This window comes from Chitinophaga barathri, assembly GCF_003807585.1.
GTDB classification, from domain to species: Bacteria; Bacteroidota; Bacteroidia; order Chitinophagales; family Chitinophagaceae; genus Chitinophaga; species Chitinophaga barathri.
On record NZ_RMBX01000005.1, the window covers coordinates 311,509 to 329,254 of the forward strand.

Genomic DNA, 17,746 nt, shown 5'->3' on the forward strand with positions numbered 1-17,746 from the left:
ATAAATATTGAGTGTGTTCAATTCTTCATCATTGTTGCTGCGGGCCATTATACCTATTATTGACGGTGATACCCGGCCAGCTGTCTGTTCTGAAAGGCCTGGCTGGCCAGCCTTCTTTATTGCAAAGGTTCGCATTGCCGGCATCGTCTGCCCAGGCATACCGCACCGCCACCGGCTTTGCCACCTGGCTGCACCGCACGGTAACCTGTGCGCCGTCAATGAACGCTTCCGCGGGATAAAACGTCCTGTCATCTCCTGCTATTTCAAAACCGCTCAGCACAGTTGACCCGCTTTGTATAGCCAGTCCCGCTCCCATTGAAGAAAAAAAGATACGAACGCGATCGCCTTCCGTTACGGATGATTGGTACACCGGGCCGGAAGCCATCACCATTTTACCGTAGGTATCCCGCAAGGCCAGCGCGGCAAGCCGCTCTCCCACGTCTTTTTTATTGCGTGGATGAATGTCTTTCGCATCGCCCACATCGATAGTAACGGCCATGCCGGTGTGGGAAACGCGCAGCGCGGCTGCCTGCGATTCCCGTATCTCGGCCCAGGCGCTGCCATTGTTGCTGTTACCGTTATTCGCGTTGAAGCTGGTGAGCTGCACGAAATAAAGGGGCATTTCCCCGTTTTTGAAGAGGTTTCTCCAATCATTGATCAGCAAAGGCAAGGCGTACCGGTATTCATACCCTGTGTTCGCATTGGCCTCCCCCTGGTACCATATCACGCCTTTGATGTTCAGGCGGCCGAAAGGATGCACCATCCCATTGTACAATACCGAAGGATAATCGTTAGGTCCTATCCCGTTCTTATTGTGCATCACTTCCTGTACAGAATATGCCCAATCGCCCGCCAGTGAGTACTGATGGCCGTTTACCGTCATGAACAATTCACTGCTGTCCCCCCATATGCCGCCGCCGCCGCCCGTATCTTCCACTCTCACGGCAATTACGTTCTTCCCTGCTTTTAATTGCCCCGCGCCCGCTGTATAGCGGCGGTCCACATTCCATCCCACCCCCGTTCCAATCGGCAGGCCATTCAGGAAAGTCTGGTCGTTGTCATCTATCTTTCCCAGTTGCAGTACAGCGGGCAAACCGGCGTCTTCCTCGCGGATGAAAATGGTTTTCCTGAACCATACCACGCCATCCAGCCTTGACAAGGAAGGCAGTTTTTCCCACAAGGCAGGCAGGCGCATTGCCGGCCATTTGCTGTGGTCATATTCAGCTGATCTCCACATTGCGCTGTCGGCAACATCAGGCTGATTCTTTTGCAGCTGCCGACGGTATTCATCTTCTTTTTGTTTCCTTGCGGCGGTGAGCTGCTCCATGCTCCGTTCGGGAATTGTTTGCATCAGTGTTTTATAGTGACTGTCCTGCTTCAGCGCGGCATAGCTGATCCACGATTCGATCTGTGTGCCGCCCCAGCTGGAATTGATGAGGCCTATGGGCACATTCAGTTCCTGTTGCAGGCGGCGTCCAAAGAAATAAGCGACGGCGGAAAAAGACGGTATGCTGGCGGGCGAACAGGTTCGCCAATTCGCTTCATTCGATTCCAGGGAAGGTAATGCAGCTACGTTTCCAGGCACTGTATACAATCTTATCTGCGGGTGCAAAGCCTGGCTGACCACTTCATCCGCATCCAATACACCGCTCCAGCCTTTCACGGGAAACTCCATGTTCGACTGGCCGGAGCAGAACCAGATATCGCCCAGCAGCACACCGGCGAGGATGATCGTTTTTTTTCCGGTAACAGCCAGGTTATAAGGCCCGCCGGCTTTTTCCGGGGCCAATGTCACCTGCCAGTTCCCGTTTTCACCTGCACGGGCACTCTTCTTCTGATGATGCAAACTCACCGTGACCTGCTCCCCGGGACTTGCCGTGCCCCAGATCCTGATCGGAACGTCGCGTTGCAACACCATGCTGTCTCCAAAGATATTTGGCAGCCTGGGTTGTGCATGCGCATCTGCTGCGGAGAGCAAACAATACAGCCAAACAATTATTATCTGCGGAATGAGTTTCATCGCTGGTCTCACTGTTGAATACCTGGTTTTATTTTTAATGATTATCTGCCGGGTTATGGCAAAGCTTTGTGCAAGAGCCGCGACGAAACAATCTCCCAATATTGGGTTTCCCCTATTCTATCAGGAGATTGCTTCGTCACCCCGCCCACATTAGCCTTGCTGCTCCTCGCAATGACGGATTGCCTTTCTTTTACCCACGTTACGATCTCCTTCAACTGTTACTTCCCGGTATTCACCGTTTTTAATTCCCCGTTTACTTTCAGTTTCACCTGTTTGCCCGTGGGCGATGAAATGTTGTAATGGGTCACCACGCCGTCTTTCCATTCAAAATCAACGGTGCAGTTACCCCTTGCCTTCAGTCCTTTCACTTTGCCCGCGGGTTTCCAAAGATCGGGAATAGCAGGCAACAGTTCTATATAGCCGGCATGGCTTTGCAGGAACATTTCCATGATCGCCGCAGCTGCGCCAAAGTTGCCATCTATCTGGAAAGGCGGGCCGGCAGAGAATAAATTGGGATATACGCCGCCACCCGCGCCGTAATTGATATCTGTGCGGAGCGTGGGTTTCAGCAGTTCCCGCAGGAGCTTAAAGGCGCGGTTGCCATCCAGCAGCCTGGCCCAGAAGAGTTGTTTATAGGCTATGGCCCAGCTGGGACCGTCGTCGCCCCTTACCTCCAAAGATTTTTTAGCGGCGGCCGCCAGGTCAGGCGTGCCGTTGACCGTGATCAGGTTGGCGGGATACAAGCCGTACAAATGGGAAATATGCCGGTGTTGCGGATCCGTTTCCTTGTAATCTTCCAGCCATTCCTGGATACGACCGTCACGGGAGATGATGCCGGCGGGAGGAAGTTGCTCCAGCTGCGCACGCAAATCGTCTGCAAATGCTTTATCCTGCTTCAGTTTCTGCGCGGCTTCGATCACGTTTGTGAATAGTTCGCGGATGATCTGGTTGTCGATCGTTGCGCCCACACAGATGCTGGCATGGTTGCCGTTCGGAAGCAGAAAGGAATTTTCAGGGGAAGAAGAAGGTGAAGTAACGAGCCATCCTGTTTTTTCATCTTTCACCAGGATGCTTTTATAAAATAGCGCCGAACCTTTCAGGATCGGGTAGATGCTTTTCAGGTAAGCAACATCGTCTGAATACACATAATGTTCCCATAAATTATTGCACAACCAGCCCGAGCCGGATTTCGTGACGCCCCAGGATGCGCTTTCGCCGGGCTCTGTAAAACCCCATACGTTGGTGATCACATGGGCCACCCACCCTTCCGCGTTATAGTAGGCTTTGGCAGTCCTTTCACCGGGCTTCACCAGGCCACGTACCAGTTCGGTGAGCGGGAGATTCAGTTCGGAAAGATTGGCCATTTCCACCGGCCAATGATTCATCTGCACGTTTACATCCAGATGGTAGTCGCCATTCCAGGGCGTGCGCACCTGGTTGGCCCAGAGCCCCTGCAGGTTGGGTGGCAGCAGGCCTACCCTCGTGCTGCTGATGCTTAGATACCTTCCGAATTGCAGGAAGAGCACCGGCAACGACCTGTCTTCTTCAGGATGTTTGTAATAGGCCGCCAGTCTTTTATCCGTGGTCAGGCTTTCTGCCGGCCCGCTCCCAATATCAACGGCAACGCGGCCGAACAACTTGCTGAAATTGCTGATGTGCAGCTGCTTTTGCAGGGCATATTTTTTTTGAAGGGCGGCATTCATATTTTTTTCTACCAGCGACTTATAATCCGCGCGACGAAAATCCGTTGCCGTGGAAACAAAGATCAGTGCTTCGTCCGCGCCTTCCACCACCAGTTCATTTCCCTTCGTAATTTGTTTTCCACCCGTATTCACAACCTTCACACGGGTGAGGTATTGCATGCCTTTCCCGTCCGTTCCATTATCGAGCCGGCCAGCTAACGTTAACGCCTGACCGCTAATAGAAGACACTCCTTTTTCCGGGCGGCTGATACCTACAGAAAAACTGATCTTTCCTTTTTCACTGGCGCTGAGCCGTATCACATCCACATCGTCGCCGAAGCTGGTGAAATACTCGCGCAGGTATTGAACGCCGTTGATGTTGAATGTGGTGCTTGCAAGGGCACTGTCCAGCGAAAGCCAGCGGCGGTAATCGCGATAAGCAGCGGCCCCTCGTTCGTAACGGTGGGTAACCGACAGGTCGGCCAGCATCTGGAAACATCCCCATTGGGGGCCTCCGGAGCCGGGACCCAGGCATACAAAGTTTTTATCGATCAGCTTTTGCGCTTCGTCGTTTTTTCCTTCAGACAGCAGCCGCCTTATTTCCGGGAGCTGCCGGTAGGCTTCGTAGTTATTGGCATCCTGCGGGCTGCCGGACCAGAGGGTAATATCGTTCAACACCACTTTTTCCTTCTCCACGCCGCCATCCGGCGTCATGCCCAGCCGTCCGTTCCCCAGGGGCAGGGTTTCTTCCCACTGTGCAGCGGGCTTATCGAACCAAAGCTGCAGGGGACGCCGCTGTGCGGACAGTGATAAAGAACATAGGAGCAGACAAAAACCGATCGTTACTTTCATTTGTATATTCTTCGTTTATTCAATTTCTGTTTCTTTTTGAATGATTATTCGCAATGACGGGCTGGATAATCATTACTTTTTGTACGCCGGCGTCAACTCGCTCAGGTTGCTGGACGAATTATCGCCGCTGGCCACTCTTTTTATCCTCATACGGATGTAGCGGATGCGGGGCGTTTCGGTAGAGAAATTCACCGTGTACGGACCTTTCCCGTCATCCGAGCGGGTCACTTCTTTCAGCAGGATCCAGCCTTTGGCCAAGGCGTCATCTTTCCAGCCGGCATCGTTTCCCGGTACAGAAGTGGCTGCATTGGTAATATCGGCAATTCCCCAGATTTCGTACTCCACCGGGTTGTGGCAGCAGTCCCGGCCGGTTACTTCCAATGTGCGGAGACTGTCGTATGCTTTCCCCATATCAAAAGTAAAATGATGGGGCAAAGAACTGTTGCCGTCGGAATGGAATATATTCGGGTAACCCTGTGGCCCGTTTGAGCCGTCCCAGAGTTTGGAAACGCTGGTCTGACCTTCATATGCCCCCACGTCATACGGCAGGTTCACTTCCCGGAAGAGGGATTTATCGCATTTCACGATCCCGAATTCTATATTCGGGAAGGTATCAACGAGGCCTACAGAAAACGTGTCCAGCGCAACGCGGTTCGGCGTGTAATACGACTGGTACGCCACGCTGGTGCCATATTTGTAATCGTTCAGCGTGATGGAATTCTGATCAGGCGGGAGAGATATCTCTTTCTGTTCATCAGCCGTACTAATGTAACGAATATACGTAATTGTATTTGTCGAATCCGCCGCCAGGAAATTAAGCGTGATCTCATTGCCATTATCATTCAGCAGTTTGTAAGGATCCGTCAGATTAAACGGCCGGTTCATCAGGCTATTCCGGTAAGTAGCGCCATACACTCTCGCATTCTGTATTTCGATCGGGATGGACCGGTTGCCGTTCTTGTCAAATGAATGGACAAAAAATGAATAGGTGTATTCCTGCAGGCCTTTGATGACCGTAAAAATGGTATCCGAGGGGCTGTGCGTTGAAGCGGCTACTTCCGTGGAATCCGCATAGTTGTTCCAGTATATCCGGTACTTTGTAACGGAAGGATCAGGACTGGGCGACCAGCCGATGCCGAGGCGGAGATTGCCCGGCCTGGTGAAGGTTTGCGTGATGGCGCCCGGGTATTTAAGCTCCTGCCCGTTGAGAAAGTCTTTGAAATCATCCGGCTTCTGCGTGCACGATGCCAGCAGGCAAACCAGGCCGGTGATCCAAAGAAGGGGCGAATTTTTTATAAACATATAAGCTTCTTTTATGGATTACCTGGGATCGCCCCAGAATGTCAGTTCGGCTACGTTAAAAAAGTTGTTGGTCAGCGATGCATTTTCCAGGCACTGAAAGCGGATGTATCTCACTTTCGGCAGGTCGAGCGAAAAGTTGAAGCTGAAGCCCGCGTTCCAGGTATCGAGGTCTGCATTCGTGTATTGAGGGTTGGGCAGGCCGGACGGTTTTTCCGGAAGGCGGAAGGTGCCGAGGTTGATCCACCCGTTGGGTGATGTTTCACCGACGCCCGGCGCGCCGGAACCGCTGGGCAATGTTTCATCCACAGGATCGGATATGCGCCCCCACATGGTCCAGGTAAGCGGGGCGCCGGCCTGCCAGAGCCAGTTGCCGCTTCCGTCTATCCCGCGGTTCCAGATCGTATACCGGCTCAGCTTGGCCCCCTGCCCCATGTCGAACGTGATAACGGCCGGCCATACCAGCGGCTGGATAGGCTGCTCCGTATGGTAACCCGGCGATCCGGTATTGCCGTTCCACAGGTTCTGTATTTCCCAGCCAAAGCCCGTACGGACGTCGGAAGGCAACACATAGCCGTTGAACTTAGACTTATCTATCTGCACTTCGTAGATCGGTTTTACCGTCGTGAAGAAGGTATCGGAAATATTCCCCCACTGGTCTGTAATATAAATACCGAACTCCTTGGGGATAGTGTCATAACCTCTCAGGCTATACGAAATAGTATCGCGGTTGGTATAGTTCTGGTTGATAATCTCCAGCTGATTGGTACGCGGGTCGCGGCTGATGGTAATGATACCCAGGTTGGCCTTGAAACGGTTCAGCACATTGATATTGATACCGCCGAAATCCGCCTTCGTCCCGATGGTGGGAAAAGCTTCCAGGTAAGCCGGCACGCCCGGATGCACGGTTACTTCCACTGGGTCAGACATCACGTTGGCCCGGCTCACAGCGTGCAACGTCACTTTGTAATCCTGGCTTTTTTCAAAGCCGCCTACGTGGATCGTATCGGTATAAAAGGACGATTTGGTTTGCCGGCTGGCATTATCATTGATCATGTAGCTGGCCTGCACGTACAGCACATTCTCAGAAGCCGGAAGGTCGTAGGTAATGATCGCGGAGCCGGCTTCATTCTTCACCTGTACATTGGTAACGGTTCCGGGCTTCGTTTTGTCGTCAGACACTACGCCTTTATAATCGGCCACCTTGCTGCAGGAAAACATCACCACCGCCATCAGTACCGGCAGCAGGCGCCACAACAATTTTTTATATCGGTTTGTCATAATCATATTTTGAACAATTCGCGAAGAGGTTTACCAGTATGGGGTTTGAACCAGGTTAGGATTGGTGATCAGGTCGTATTCCTGGATGGGGAATAAATAATCCCTCAACCCGAACGAAGGCTGGTACACGGTACTTAGCTGGTAATAACCCGCAACCGTCCTGTTGAATACGCTCCACCCCTGGAAGGGAGTAGACAGTACAACCTGCAGCTCTTTCCAGCGGCGAAGGTCCCAGCCGGCCTGGCCTTCGAATGCCAGCTCGATCCTTCTTTCCTGGTGTATGATCTGCCGCAGGCCTTCTTTGGTGGATGGTTTGGCGGGATTGCGCGAGTATTGCGACCAGGAAGCCAGCACACCTGGCAGCCCGGCTCTTTGCCTTACCTTATCGATCCAGGAATACGCTTCCGCATTCGGGCCGTTCACTTCATTCAGGCATTCGGCATACAGCAGCCACAGGCCGGAGAGCCGGATGAAAGGCCAGGGATAGGTATGCCATACGGTATTCTGACCGGGCACGGACTGGTAATGTACCAGCTTTTTAGGCCAGTAGCCGGTGGCGTTGTACCGCGTACGGTCGGGCGGGGAAGCATAACCGTTCACGGCATTCACGAAGTTGGGGTTGTTGTCGTTCGTATTGCCTGATCCGAACCAGGTAGCACCGTCGAAGGCAACGCTGGAATAGTAGCGCGGTTCGCGGCTGAAGTTACCCTTCACGGTCGTGTAATCCTGCTTGACATAATACCGGTGCGCCTCATCGCCGGTCTGCAACTGGTAACGGCCAATGTAATCCCAGGTTTTGTCTTCATTGATCGGCACACCGTTCTTCGTGTAGAATATTTCAGACTGCGAAACGGGCACGGAGAAATTCGAATAAACGGCGAATACGTTGGCCGCAGCTTCAGCCGTCACCCTGGGCATAGACATATACTGCCATCCGTAATGCGGGTTAAGCGTCCACACCTGTTCGGGATTCCAGCCATCTACAAACGCACCCTGCAATGTGAGCAACTGCCGGGTTTGATCGGACATGCTCACGATATTGCCCTGTACCCTCAGTTCATAAGGCTTCGCACCTGCCGCTACAGCCGCATCGATGGCCGCTTTGCAGGCATCGGCCGCCCGTTGCCATTTCGCGGGATCCGCGGCAGCGGGAAACAAACTTTGCCCTTCCTTGCCCTTGAACGACGCATAATCGGGATTGCCGTTGAAAAGCGGGCTGGCCTGTGTGGTTAACACTTCCGCTTTTACCGCCAGTGCAATGGTCGCCGTGATACGCCCTGCTTCGGCAGCCGCGTTCTGGATGGCCGGCGGCAGGTCCACTATCGCTTCATCCAGCGTTTTCACCACATAGTTGAAGCAGGAGTCGAGCTTTTGCTGTTTCTGCCGCACTTCCTCCGAGCTGGCGTTGATGGGAATAGCCCTGTCTGCAATGGGAATGGGCCCGTACATACGAAGCAGCCAGTAATGGTAATATGCTTTCAGGAATTTGGCTTCGGCAGACCACCTCTTCCTGTCGAACGGCTGCACGTCCAGCGGCAGGTGGATGTTGTCCAGGAAAATATTACACATGCGGATAGACTCCCAGAGTTTGAGGCCCATATTGTATCCATCCCAGTAATTATGCAGGGGATTGAGACTGTTCTGCAGCCCGCGCATCAGGCTGAAACCACCGTCACCGCCCTGGCCGCCAAGCGTGGTCTGGTCCTGCATATTAATAGGGAACAGCACTTCGCCGGAAGCAGTAAAGCCAGCGTTCCTTCTCACATCCGACAAGCTCTGCAGGTTGGAATAACAACCGAAGAGGTAGGCCTGCGCTTCGTTCGCATTGCTGAACGAGCTGGACAGGGTGGCCACATTATCGGGCGTCACATCGAGGTATTGTTTGCACCCGGGCAAAGCCGCCAGGGCACAACCAGCCAGGAATAATATTCTAATCAATATTTTCATATCCTCTTTTTTAGAATTCGAATTTTAAGCCGAGGTTATATACTTTCTGTATCGGGTAGGCAAAGCCATTGCCCGCAAGCTCCGGATCCCAGAGTTTGAATTTGCTGAAAGTGAGCAGGTTCAGCCCGCTGAAATAGATACGCATGCTGTTCATGTGTATCGGCCGGCCCCACTTTTTGGGGAGCGTGTAGCCGCCTTCCACAGACTTGAGGCGCAGGAAGCTGCCGTCGCGCAGCCACCAGGTACTGGTTTGCTGGTTATTGGGAATTTCGTAGGTGGACAGCCGGGGCCAGAGCGCATACAGGTTTTGATTTTCTTCAGACCAGTGGTCGTTGGCATAAGCTTCCAATATCTGTGCGTTGTTGGCGAAAGGCGCCGTACCGAATACACCATCGTCAAAATTGGTAGTGGCGGTGGGATTGATAAAGAAAGATGACCTGGCCGAGCCCTGGAAGAAAGCGCTGAGATCAAAATTCCTGTACCCGACAGAGAACCCGAAACCATAAATGATCTGCGGGGTAGACGGCAGGCCGATGGGCACCTGGTCGTCCTGGTCAATCACGCCATCCTGGTTGATGTCGCGGTATTTGATATCGCCGCCCAGCGGCAGGTAGTTACCGAATACCTGCCTGGGTGAATTGAGTGCTTCCTTATCGTCCACGAAAAGCCGTTCCGCGATGAACCCGAAGGGCTGGTTGATCATCCTTCCGGTGCGGAAGCTCCAGGCATTGGGATATTCAGGCTCTTCCAAATGGATCACTTTGTTGCGGGTAAGAGTGAGGTTGCCCAGTGCGGAAGCCCACAAACCCGAATTGAAATCCTTACGGTAATTGAGGTTCAAATCGATCCCTTCAGAAAGGGCCTTACCCAGATTGGAGCGGAGATTGCCCGTAGCCGAGCTTTCTATTCCTACAGTAATGGGAATATACCCACGCTGTATCAGGATATTATACCTGTTCTCACGGTACACTTCTGCAACGATGTTCAGGTTATCAAAGAACGTGATCTCCGCTGCCAGATTTGTTTTGCGGGAAGTTTCCCAGGTTACGTCGGGGTTGGGATAAGCATAGATCACCGTTCCTTTCATGGTTACCGAATTATTGGTACCGAAAGAAGCGCTGCCGCCTTCATTCGGCGCTACGTTTGACAGGTAGAAGAAACGCTGCGTCCTGGGGTCGCCGATGGCGTCGTTGCCCACCAGGCCAATGCTTCCGCGCAGCTTAAACCGCGTGACCACATTTTTTACCCAGCCGCTCCAGAAATCTTCATTCGACACTACCCATCCCGCACCGATCGTGGGAAAGAAACCAAAGCGGTGCGTGGGCGCAAATTTCTCTGAACCGTTGTAGCCAAAATTGAATTCCGCAAAATACCTGCTGGCATAAGAATAACTCGCCCTGCCTGAAAGGCCGAGGTTGCGGTTGGGCAACGATGCCTGGAGGTTCCCGGCATTGCCGTTCAGCGTTTGCTGGCGTGTACCTATGATAGACGCACCAACAGTATGCCGGCCGATAGCGCGGCTGTAATCGATCCTGCCGAGCATGTACAAATAAGTGTTCAGGTACTTAGGCCCTTCGTTGTATCCAAGATATTCCCTGGCAGCGCCGGGCTGCGGGTTGAGCCAGCGGAGCTTATAATCGCCGCTCTGTTCATCGTAGCTCTGTACGTCGTAATAAAAAGGAAGATAGTTACGGCTCACATCGAAATAAGAATAGCGGTTGGTACTGAACAGGCCGAAGAAAGTTAAACCCGGCGTAATGAATTTCAGGTTTTGGTTCACTTCGAACTGTGCGGACATACGCGATTCAGAAAAACTCTTATACCCGTACATCAGCGAAGCATAGGGATTCGCCTGAAGATTCCCCGTCTGGTTGATCGCATTGCCGAAAAGGATGTGCTGGGTATTCCGGTTGGTACTGTCCGGTTCATAAAAAGCCGGGAAGGCAACGGGGTTGGAATGCAGCGCCTGCGAATACAGGTCCGTGGCAAAACCGCCGCCCTGGTTGCTAATGGGGCCGGTATATTCATTAAAATTACCCCAGAGGCGCACACCCACTTCCGTGGTGGCGGTTGCTTTAATACTGGTGTTAGCCCTCAGCTGGTAGTTTTCAAAACGCATGCCTGAGTTGAAGTTGTTCACGGGGTTCACGCGCAGGATGCCGTTATCCCTCGAATAAGAACCCGCGACATAATATTTTGCAAGATCGTTACCGCCGCTCACGCTGAAATTCGCGCGAGACGTGTTGGTACGCTCTTTAAAAATTTCGTCTATCCAGTCCACAGCGGGGTAGATATAAGGATAGAGCCCCCCTTCGCCGTTTAGTGTTTTCTGTGTGCCGATGATCTTATTCGGGCTGTAGAATGGCGTGGCCAGCGGATCTCTTGTTGTCAGCGCTTCATTGTACGTGCGCATATAGGTAATGGGATCTGCGAGCTTAATGCTTTGGGTAGGGGCAGAGATCGCGGATTCAACACGAAGCTCCACCTTGGCTTTGCCCGCCTTCCCTTCTTTGGTAGTAACGAGTATCACGCCGTTAGCCCCCCTGGCGCCGTACAGCGCGGCGGCGCTGGCATCTTTCAGGATGGAAAAGCTCGCGATATCGTCTACCTGCAGCCTGGCGAGGTCGCTGGCCGTCAGCTCGATGTTATCCACGAGAATGAGCGGGCTGTTGCTGTAACCGAGCGTGGTAACACCGCGGATGAAAAAGGAAGAGTTGTCCAGCCCGGGCTGCCCTCCCCGCTGGAAGGCAATCACGCCGGCCACTTTTCCCGCCAGGGCATTGGTGAGGTTGCTGGCAGGGATCTTCAGCTCCCCCGGCTGAATGGAGGTAACAGAGCCCACCACGGCCTCACGCCTTTCGCGGCGGCCGAATGCGGTTACCACCACTGCGCCCACGGTGTCTACCGCCAGGGACAGGTAAACCGTAACGGGCCTCCCTTTTTGCACTACCAGTTCCCTGGATTGGTAGCCGACACAGGAAAATTCAAGAAGGGCCTGGTTGCCGGAAATATCCAGCGCAAAGGCGCCCGACCGGTCTGTACTGGTCCCCTGCCTGGTTCCTTTAATGACCACCGACGCGCGGTCGATCGGGAGCCGCGTCAGGCTGTCCACCACATGACCGTTGATGTTGCCTGCATTTTGTTGCGCGGAAGAATTCGATGAAAAGGTAAGCAGGGAGATGAGCAGGAGCAGCAATGCCGGCATGCGGCAACGCAAATACTCCCGGCTGTTAAAGCAAGAAGATCTGATGTTCATATTCTGGCGATTGTAAATTGATTGGCACCTGCTATGCTAAAGCCTCTAATACATAGCGGTTGAATCCATTGGCTGATACATAACGTGCATAACGTGCTGACGTATAACGTGGTAAAGGCAGTTTTCCGCTGCCTGGCATTTGTACTGTAACGTAGCGCATTGTGCTATACTATACTATACTACAGCACTAAGTTATTACAATATTCCGATCTTCCAAAAAAAACGCGGGTTAAACGCAAATAAGTTTTCAAGTGAGCTTCATGCGGAATCATCAAACGGTTATTTTTCACGGATAATTTCGAAAATACATGCATCCGCAGGCGGTACCGGGAGCTGCTTTTGCCCGTCCAGCCAATGGGTATCGCCGGAGAAAAGTTCTTTTATTTTCCAACGGGTATTTTTCCCGCCACCCAGCAATTCCGCGGGGATATTCATGGTTTGCGCAGCGTTGCCGTAATTGAATAAAGCGATATAAAGCCTGCCGTCATCCTGCCGGAAGAGCTGCTCCACTCCCTTGTTGCCTGTGTTGCCCAGCAAGGGACGGAAACTTTTCCCATTGGCAGCCAGCATCAGCAGGTCGCGGTTCTGCAATAGTTTCCGGGCAACCTGCGTCCATTTGCCTGTAGCGGAAAAATCATCGCCTGTAAAAACGGACCCCGTGACCAATGCGGCAGCCAGCCTGGCCCTGTTCACGCCGTCGTTTTCGCTGGCAAATACGATATGGTCGGCATCCACATAATCGTACAGGTACGACTGCCACCATCCGTAACCGCTGCTGTTCATGGTATACTCGGTATTATCCAGGGCGCTGAAAGCATCGCAGGCAATGCGGCGCACGTGCACATAGCGGGCGGTGGCGAGATTTGGAGAGATAGCCGCATACACCAGCATCCTGTTGTCCAGCACACTGTCCAGGAAATGCATGCCTTTTTTGAATGCCTGCATGCCGGTGGTAACAGCGGGGTCAAAGAAACGGTCTGATTCCAGCGCGCCATGGCCGAGGAAATCTATTTTGATCATTTCAAAACCCAGTGATTTCATACGGTTTATGGTATGAACGATCCGCTGCAGTGTGGCCGGATGAGTTGGGTCCATCGCCCTTCCGCCGTCTATATCCAGCATGCGCCCGTTTTGCGTGGTCCATGTTTCTTTGTAGGAATAACCGTTGGAACCTTCTACGTTGCGGTCGGATTTCCCCCAATCGGCAAAAGGCGTCCAGTATATGCCGGGTTTTAATCCTTTTTGTTTGCAATGAGCAACAAATTCACTGAGCTTGCTCACGTCGCCGTCGATGCCGCCGGGCGTCATGTTGTCCCAGAATGCATCAAGGTCTATGAACAGCGTATGGTCCGCCGTTCTGAAATCTTTGAGGCTGTCGGCGAAAAAGTCCACTACTTTCATCGCCTGGTCGAACCGGATCTTTTCCCTGAGTACGCCCCAGCTGTTCCAGCCCATTGGTGTAGGGCCTTTCCAATCAGCGATGGACCGGGGGTGCAGCTGATTGTTCTGTTTCGCGAATGTTTCCATTCCTTCCCGCCAGTCTGCAAAAAATCCGATCATTATTTTCGGGGAAGATACCCAGCCGTCAACAGGCAGTACTTTGCCATGTGATACTACGTCATGTGTAACGGTACTGTCTGTAAAGCCCGCCAGCAGTGATATGCCCGCCGTTCTGCCGCTCCCGTTCCCCTTCAGCAGAAATCCTGTTTTCCAGTCATCCTGCTCCAGCGAGCCCATCACCAGGCCTGAGTTATCTTCCACATTGTATACCGCACCCACTTCGCTCCCCTTGAAAGCAGCCCCGGCAAAGGGCATAGCATTGTATCTTACCCACATGTCATTGTCAAAAGGTACAAACAGCGCACGGTTGTCACCCGGCTTGTTCCACAACAGGCTGTCTGTAACCAGCGGCGTCATGGAAACCGCAGCGCCTGCGCGCTGCAATCGTAACTGCGTAATAAAACTGTTATTGTTGCGGAATGTATAGAACAGTTGCTGCAGCGACGCATCGCCGGCAAAAGAGATGGTATACAACCTGGCCTTTCCGAGGCTGGTCTGCACATCACTCACCTTGCAACTGGCCTTGCCCGCTTTCCGGCTGTCACCCGGCTTTTCCGCCTGGTAAGCTGCATACGCTTCTTTGATCATCATTTTCCCGTTCCAGGTAATATTGTACTGTCCCTTGTTCAAATCATACACGATCCTGCTTTTATCCCCCAGCGGGATGATCAGTTCGGCCTGCTGCGCCATGACAGGTGGAGCGTACAATAAGCCGCATGAAAATACCGTTGCAATCAGATTCTTGTAAGACATAACGTTGAATTAAAAAAATGATCAAATATGCTTTATTGTTTTCCCGCGATCCCTGCCGGAGAAAAAAGGATGAACATTCCCACCATGATGATCAGCAGGAATCCATAATACAGATAGCGGTTCCTCCACGGCACAATGTTCACCGTGGCCTGGCGGGGAAGCGTATATACTTTGTTCAAAGGCCTCAGCCGGCCGATCAGCAGCATCATAGCCGATACGGCCACGAATAGTATGGCCAGCACGTGCAGGTAATGCAGCCCCGTATCGAACAGGAATTGCGTAGCGGTATACACGGTTACAAAAAATATGATCCCGATCTTGGCGGCAAGGGGCGGCACTCTTTTGGTCAGCAATCCCACTACCATGATCGTGAAAACGGGTACGCTGAAGAAGCTGCTCACCTTTTGCAGGTAATTATAAAAACCACCATCAAAATACATGATGTAAGGAGAAAAAATGATCGCCACGATGGTAACGCCGGTTTGCATGATCTTCCCGTCGCGCAGCAGCCGGCGCTCATCAGCGGGTTCGCCGTTTCGCTCCAGCCAGGGCTTATACAGGTTCATGGTAAACAAAGTGCCGGTGCTGTTGAGCCCTGCATTGAAAGTGCTGAGCGCCCCGCCAAAAACCACCGCCGCTACCAGACCGATGAAAACCGGCGGCAGGATGTCGCTTACCAGTCGCGGGAAAGCCGTGGCCGTGTTTTCCAGGTTGGGATACAGGTGTACGGCTATCAGCCCCGGCACATTCAGCAAAAGCGGGGCGAACAATTTTCCCACACAGGCAAGGGCAATACCTTTCTGGCTTTCTTTCAGGTTTTTGGAAGCCAGCGCTTCCTGTACGATGTACTGCTCCATCCCCCAGTAATAGATATTTATCAGCAGCATGCCGGTGAAGATCGTTCCGAATGGCAGCACATCACCCGGCCCTCCAATCGCATTAAGGTGTTCGCGATGAGAGAGGGTAAGGGTTTCAACGCCGTGCCAGATGTCGCCGTCGCCCAGGTAACGGAACCCGTAATACACGATCATTGCCCCTCCTATCAGCATGCCTACGCCCTGCACCACGTCGGTGATGGTAATGGCCCGCAGGCCGCCGAGCACGTTGTACAGGCAGCCTATCGTGCCTACCAGGAGTACGATCAGGCGGATGGCGGAAAAATAGCTGATGCCCAGCCATTGATCGATATGGAAGATGCCGTTAACCGCTACCGCGCAGCCATATAATACAGTTGGAATAAGGTTGACAAAATAACCCAGGAGAAAAACGACAGACACGATCCGCTGCGTTTGCGCATCGAACCGTTTGGCTAAAAAGTCGGGCGTGGTAACCGCTCCGATCCTCAGGTACATCGGCATCAGGAACTCCGCTACCACCAGCATGGCCAGCACAGAGCTCATACCCCATGCCATCACGGACATATTGGTGGTGTATACAAATTCGTTCTCGCCGATGAACTGGTTGGCGCTCATGTTTGTAAGGAACATGGAACTGCCGATCATCCAGAAGCCCAGGCTGCGGTTGCCCAGGTAAAAGCTGACAGGCGTTTGCTGCTTTTTTTTACGCGTGGCGTAAAACGACACGCCGGCAGCCACCACCGTTACAAAAAGGAAGCTCAGAAGTATAGTCGGACTCATAAAAAAGTAATCAAAGTGACCCCCTGCGCAGTAGAATAGTCGGTATTACTTCCTGTATTTTTTCTCGTTTCAGTACAAATTCAGCTGCCTTCTCGGCCATTATGGAAAAATCCGTGGAATAGGTGGTGATGCCGTCGAAAATGATCTCTTTCACCACTTCGTCATTATGTGAAAGGATGCCCACATCTTTGCCGAGCCGGAAACTTTTTGCCTTCGCATCCTTCAGCATCTGCCAAAGCTCGGCGTTGTTGATGGTAAAATAGACATATCCTTTTTCGATGGAACCGGGAATATATTCGGTGCGTATCAGGCTTTTGATCTTAAAGTCCTTCACGAACTTCTTATACGCCTGAATGATCTCTATCGGGGTGTCCGACGCGGGCCTGTGATAATGGATCATCCCCCGGAATTTACGGATCGCGGGCGCCAGTTTTGAAAAAGCGGCGTAAGATGACTTCCCGAACTCCTGCACGACATAGGAAAAATCGCCGTCCAGCGCCTGGTAGCGGTCGATCATCAGGAATTTGTTCAATGGCAGCGTGGCCAGAATGTCCGCCGTACGTTTATGCGGGATGGGCGCCACCACGTACATGCCGTAGCGGCCCCTGACGTTGGCAATGATACTTTCCAGTACGTCGATATTGTTATGATGAAAATAAATATCAATGGTTGCAGGAGTACCCAGGCTGTCGCGGAAGGTTTTGAAGAACACTTCCTGGAAACTGTCGAATGCAAAAAAGACCAGCGCGATCCGCAGGTTTTTTTCGGTGTTTTCCCCCTTCACATAAAATCCTATCCGGTTCTTCGATTCCACGATCCCGAGGTTGACCAGTTCCTTGTAACCCTTTGCAATGGTCTCCCGCGCAAAGCCCAGTTCTTTGTTCAGGTTGTTCACCGAAGGAAGCATATCCCCTCTCTGAATAAGCTTATCGTTGATGGCATTGATAATACCCTGTACCAACTGTTCGTGTTTGGACAATCCCTGGATGTTCTCCAGCTCCCTGATCTGTTCGTATATATCCTGCATTGCAAATAATTGATGGACAGCCATTTAATACTGTACTATTCTATCCTACAATGTAAATATATTTCAACAGCTTTGAAAAATCAAATTTCTGCTGCGCGGGGCATGGAGATATTGGGATCGTTCCCATTCCACGGGATGATCTCGGAATGAGTGATTTCTTTCGTACCAACTATATTATGAATGGCTACTTCTGCATTTTGTAGTACATAATAACAATCAATAGATTAGAGGACATTTGAAACCTCCATTCCTGATTAATTGAATAATCTTCTATCATATATTCATAGTCCTTTTAGCTTCTGCGATATCTATAATACACCGGAATTATTTTTCCTGAAAAATTAGGAAAATAGGGAAATAATAATTCTATTTGTTCCATATGTAGTACATAATGGACAAGTAAACCAAGTAGCAAACTCAACCACGATAAAT

The 17,746-nt window shown here is 52.0% G+C and carries 9 protein-coding genes; all 9 read right to left on the minus strand.

Going from position 1 to position 17,746, the window contains the following annotated elements:
- Positions 1-28: 28 nt before the first annotated feature.
- Positions 29-2,020 (minus strand): sialate O-acetylesterase, encoded by a 1,992-nt coding sequence (locus tag EG028_RS11135; protein WP_120516449.1) that lies wholly within the window; start codon positions 2,018-2,020, stop codon positions 29-31.
- A gap of 218 nt (positions 2,021-2,238) precedes the next feature.
- Entirely contained in the window at positions 2,239-4,554 is a 2,316-nt protein-coding gene (locus tag EG028_RS11140; protein WP_120516448.1) for a glycoside hydrolase family 95 protein, read from the minus strand.
- A 72-nt stretch (positions 4,555-4,626) separates the two neighbouring features.
- On the minus strand, positions 4,627-5,856 hold the full coding sequence (locus EG028_RS11145; RefSeq protein WP_120516447.1) for a DUF4998 domain-containing protein: 1,230 nt from the start codon (positions 5,854-5,856) through the stop codon (positions 4,627-4,629).
- 18 nt (positions 5,857-5,874) lie between these two features.
- Entirely contained in the window at positions 5,875-7,134 is a 1,260-nt protein-coding gene (locus EG028_RS11150) for a DUF4959 domain-containing protein (protein ID WP_162946439.1), read from the minus strand.
- Positions 7,135-7,164: 30 nt separating this feature from the next.
- The gene (locus tag EG028_RS11155) at positions 7,165-9,081 is read right to left on the minus strand and encodes a RagB/SusD family nutrient uptake outer membrane protein (protein WP_120516445.1); all 1,917 of its coding nucleotides are present in this window, start codon (positions 9,079-9,081) and stop codon (positions 7,165-7,167) included.
- Between the two features lie 10 nt (positions 9,082-9,091).
- Positions 9,092-12,286 carry a SusC/RagA family TonB-linked outer membrane protein gene (locus EG028_RS11160; RefSeq protein ID WP_120516444.1) on the minus strand — a complete coding sequence of 1,065 codons (3,195 nt, stop codon included), beginning with the start codon at positions 12,284-12,286 and terminating at the stop codon, positions 9,092-9,094.
- 330 nt (positions 12,287-12,616) lie between these two features.
- Positions 12,617-14,650 (minus strand): alpha-galactosidase, encoded by a 2,034-nt coding sequence (locus tag EG028_RS11165; protein WP_123864637.1) that lies wholly within the window; start codon positions 14,648-14,650, stop codon positions 12,617-12,619.
- Positions 14,651-14,682: 32 nt separating this feature from the next.
- Complete coding sequence (locus EG028_RS11170) at positions 14,683-16,287, minus strand: solute:sodium symporter family transporter (RefSeq protein WP_120516442.1); 1,605 nt, start codon at positions 16,285-16,287, stop codon at positions 14,683-14,685.
- Between the two features lie 10 nt (positions 16,288-16,297).
- Entirely contained in the window at positions 16,298-17,314 is a 1,017-nt protein-coding gene (locus tag EG028_RS11175; protein WP_120516441.1) for a GntR family transcriptional regulator, read from the minus strand.
- Between the last annotated feature and the right edge of the window lie 432 nt (positions 17,315-17,746).

Bases quoted from the DNA above. Each gene is read 5' to 3' on its own strand.
- EG028_RS11135 (WP_120516449.1), bottom strand. From the start codon at position 2,020: ATGAAACTCATTCCGCAGATAATAATTGTTTGGCTGTATTGTTTGCTC.
- EG028_RS11140 (WP_120516448.1), bottom strand. From the start codon at position 4,554: ATGAAAGTAACGATCGGTTTTTGTCTGCTCCTATGTTCTTTATCACTG.
- EG028_RS11145 (WP_120516447.1), bottom strand. From the start codon at position 5,856: ATGTTTATAAAAAATTCGCCCCTTCTTTGGATCACCGGCCTGGTTTGC.
- EG028_RS11150 (WP_162946439.1), bottom strand. From the start codon at position 7,134: ATGACAAACCGATATAAAAAATTGTTGTGGCGCCTGCTGCCGGTACTG.
- EG028_RS11155 (WP_120516445.1), bottom strand. From the start codon at position 9,081: ATGAAAATATTGATTAGAATATTATTCCTGGCTGGTTGTGCCCTGGCG.
- EG028_RS11160 (WP_120516444.1), bottom strand. From the start codon at position 12,286: ATGCCGGCATTGCTGCTCCTGCTCATCTCCCTGCTTACCTTTTCATCG.
- EG028_RS11165 (WP_123864637.1), bottom strand. From the start codon at position 14,650: ATGTCTTACAAGAATCTGATTGCAACGGTATTTTCATGCGGCTTATTG.
- EG028_RS11170 (WP_120516442.1), bottom strand. From the start codon at position 16,287: ATGAGTCCGACTATACTTCTGAGCTTCCTTTTTGTAACGGTGGTGGCT.
- EG028_RS11175 (WP_120516441.1), bottom strand. From the start codon at position 17,314: ATGCAGGATATATACGAACAGATCAGGGAGCTGGAGAACATCCAGGGA.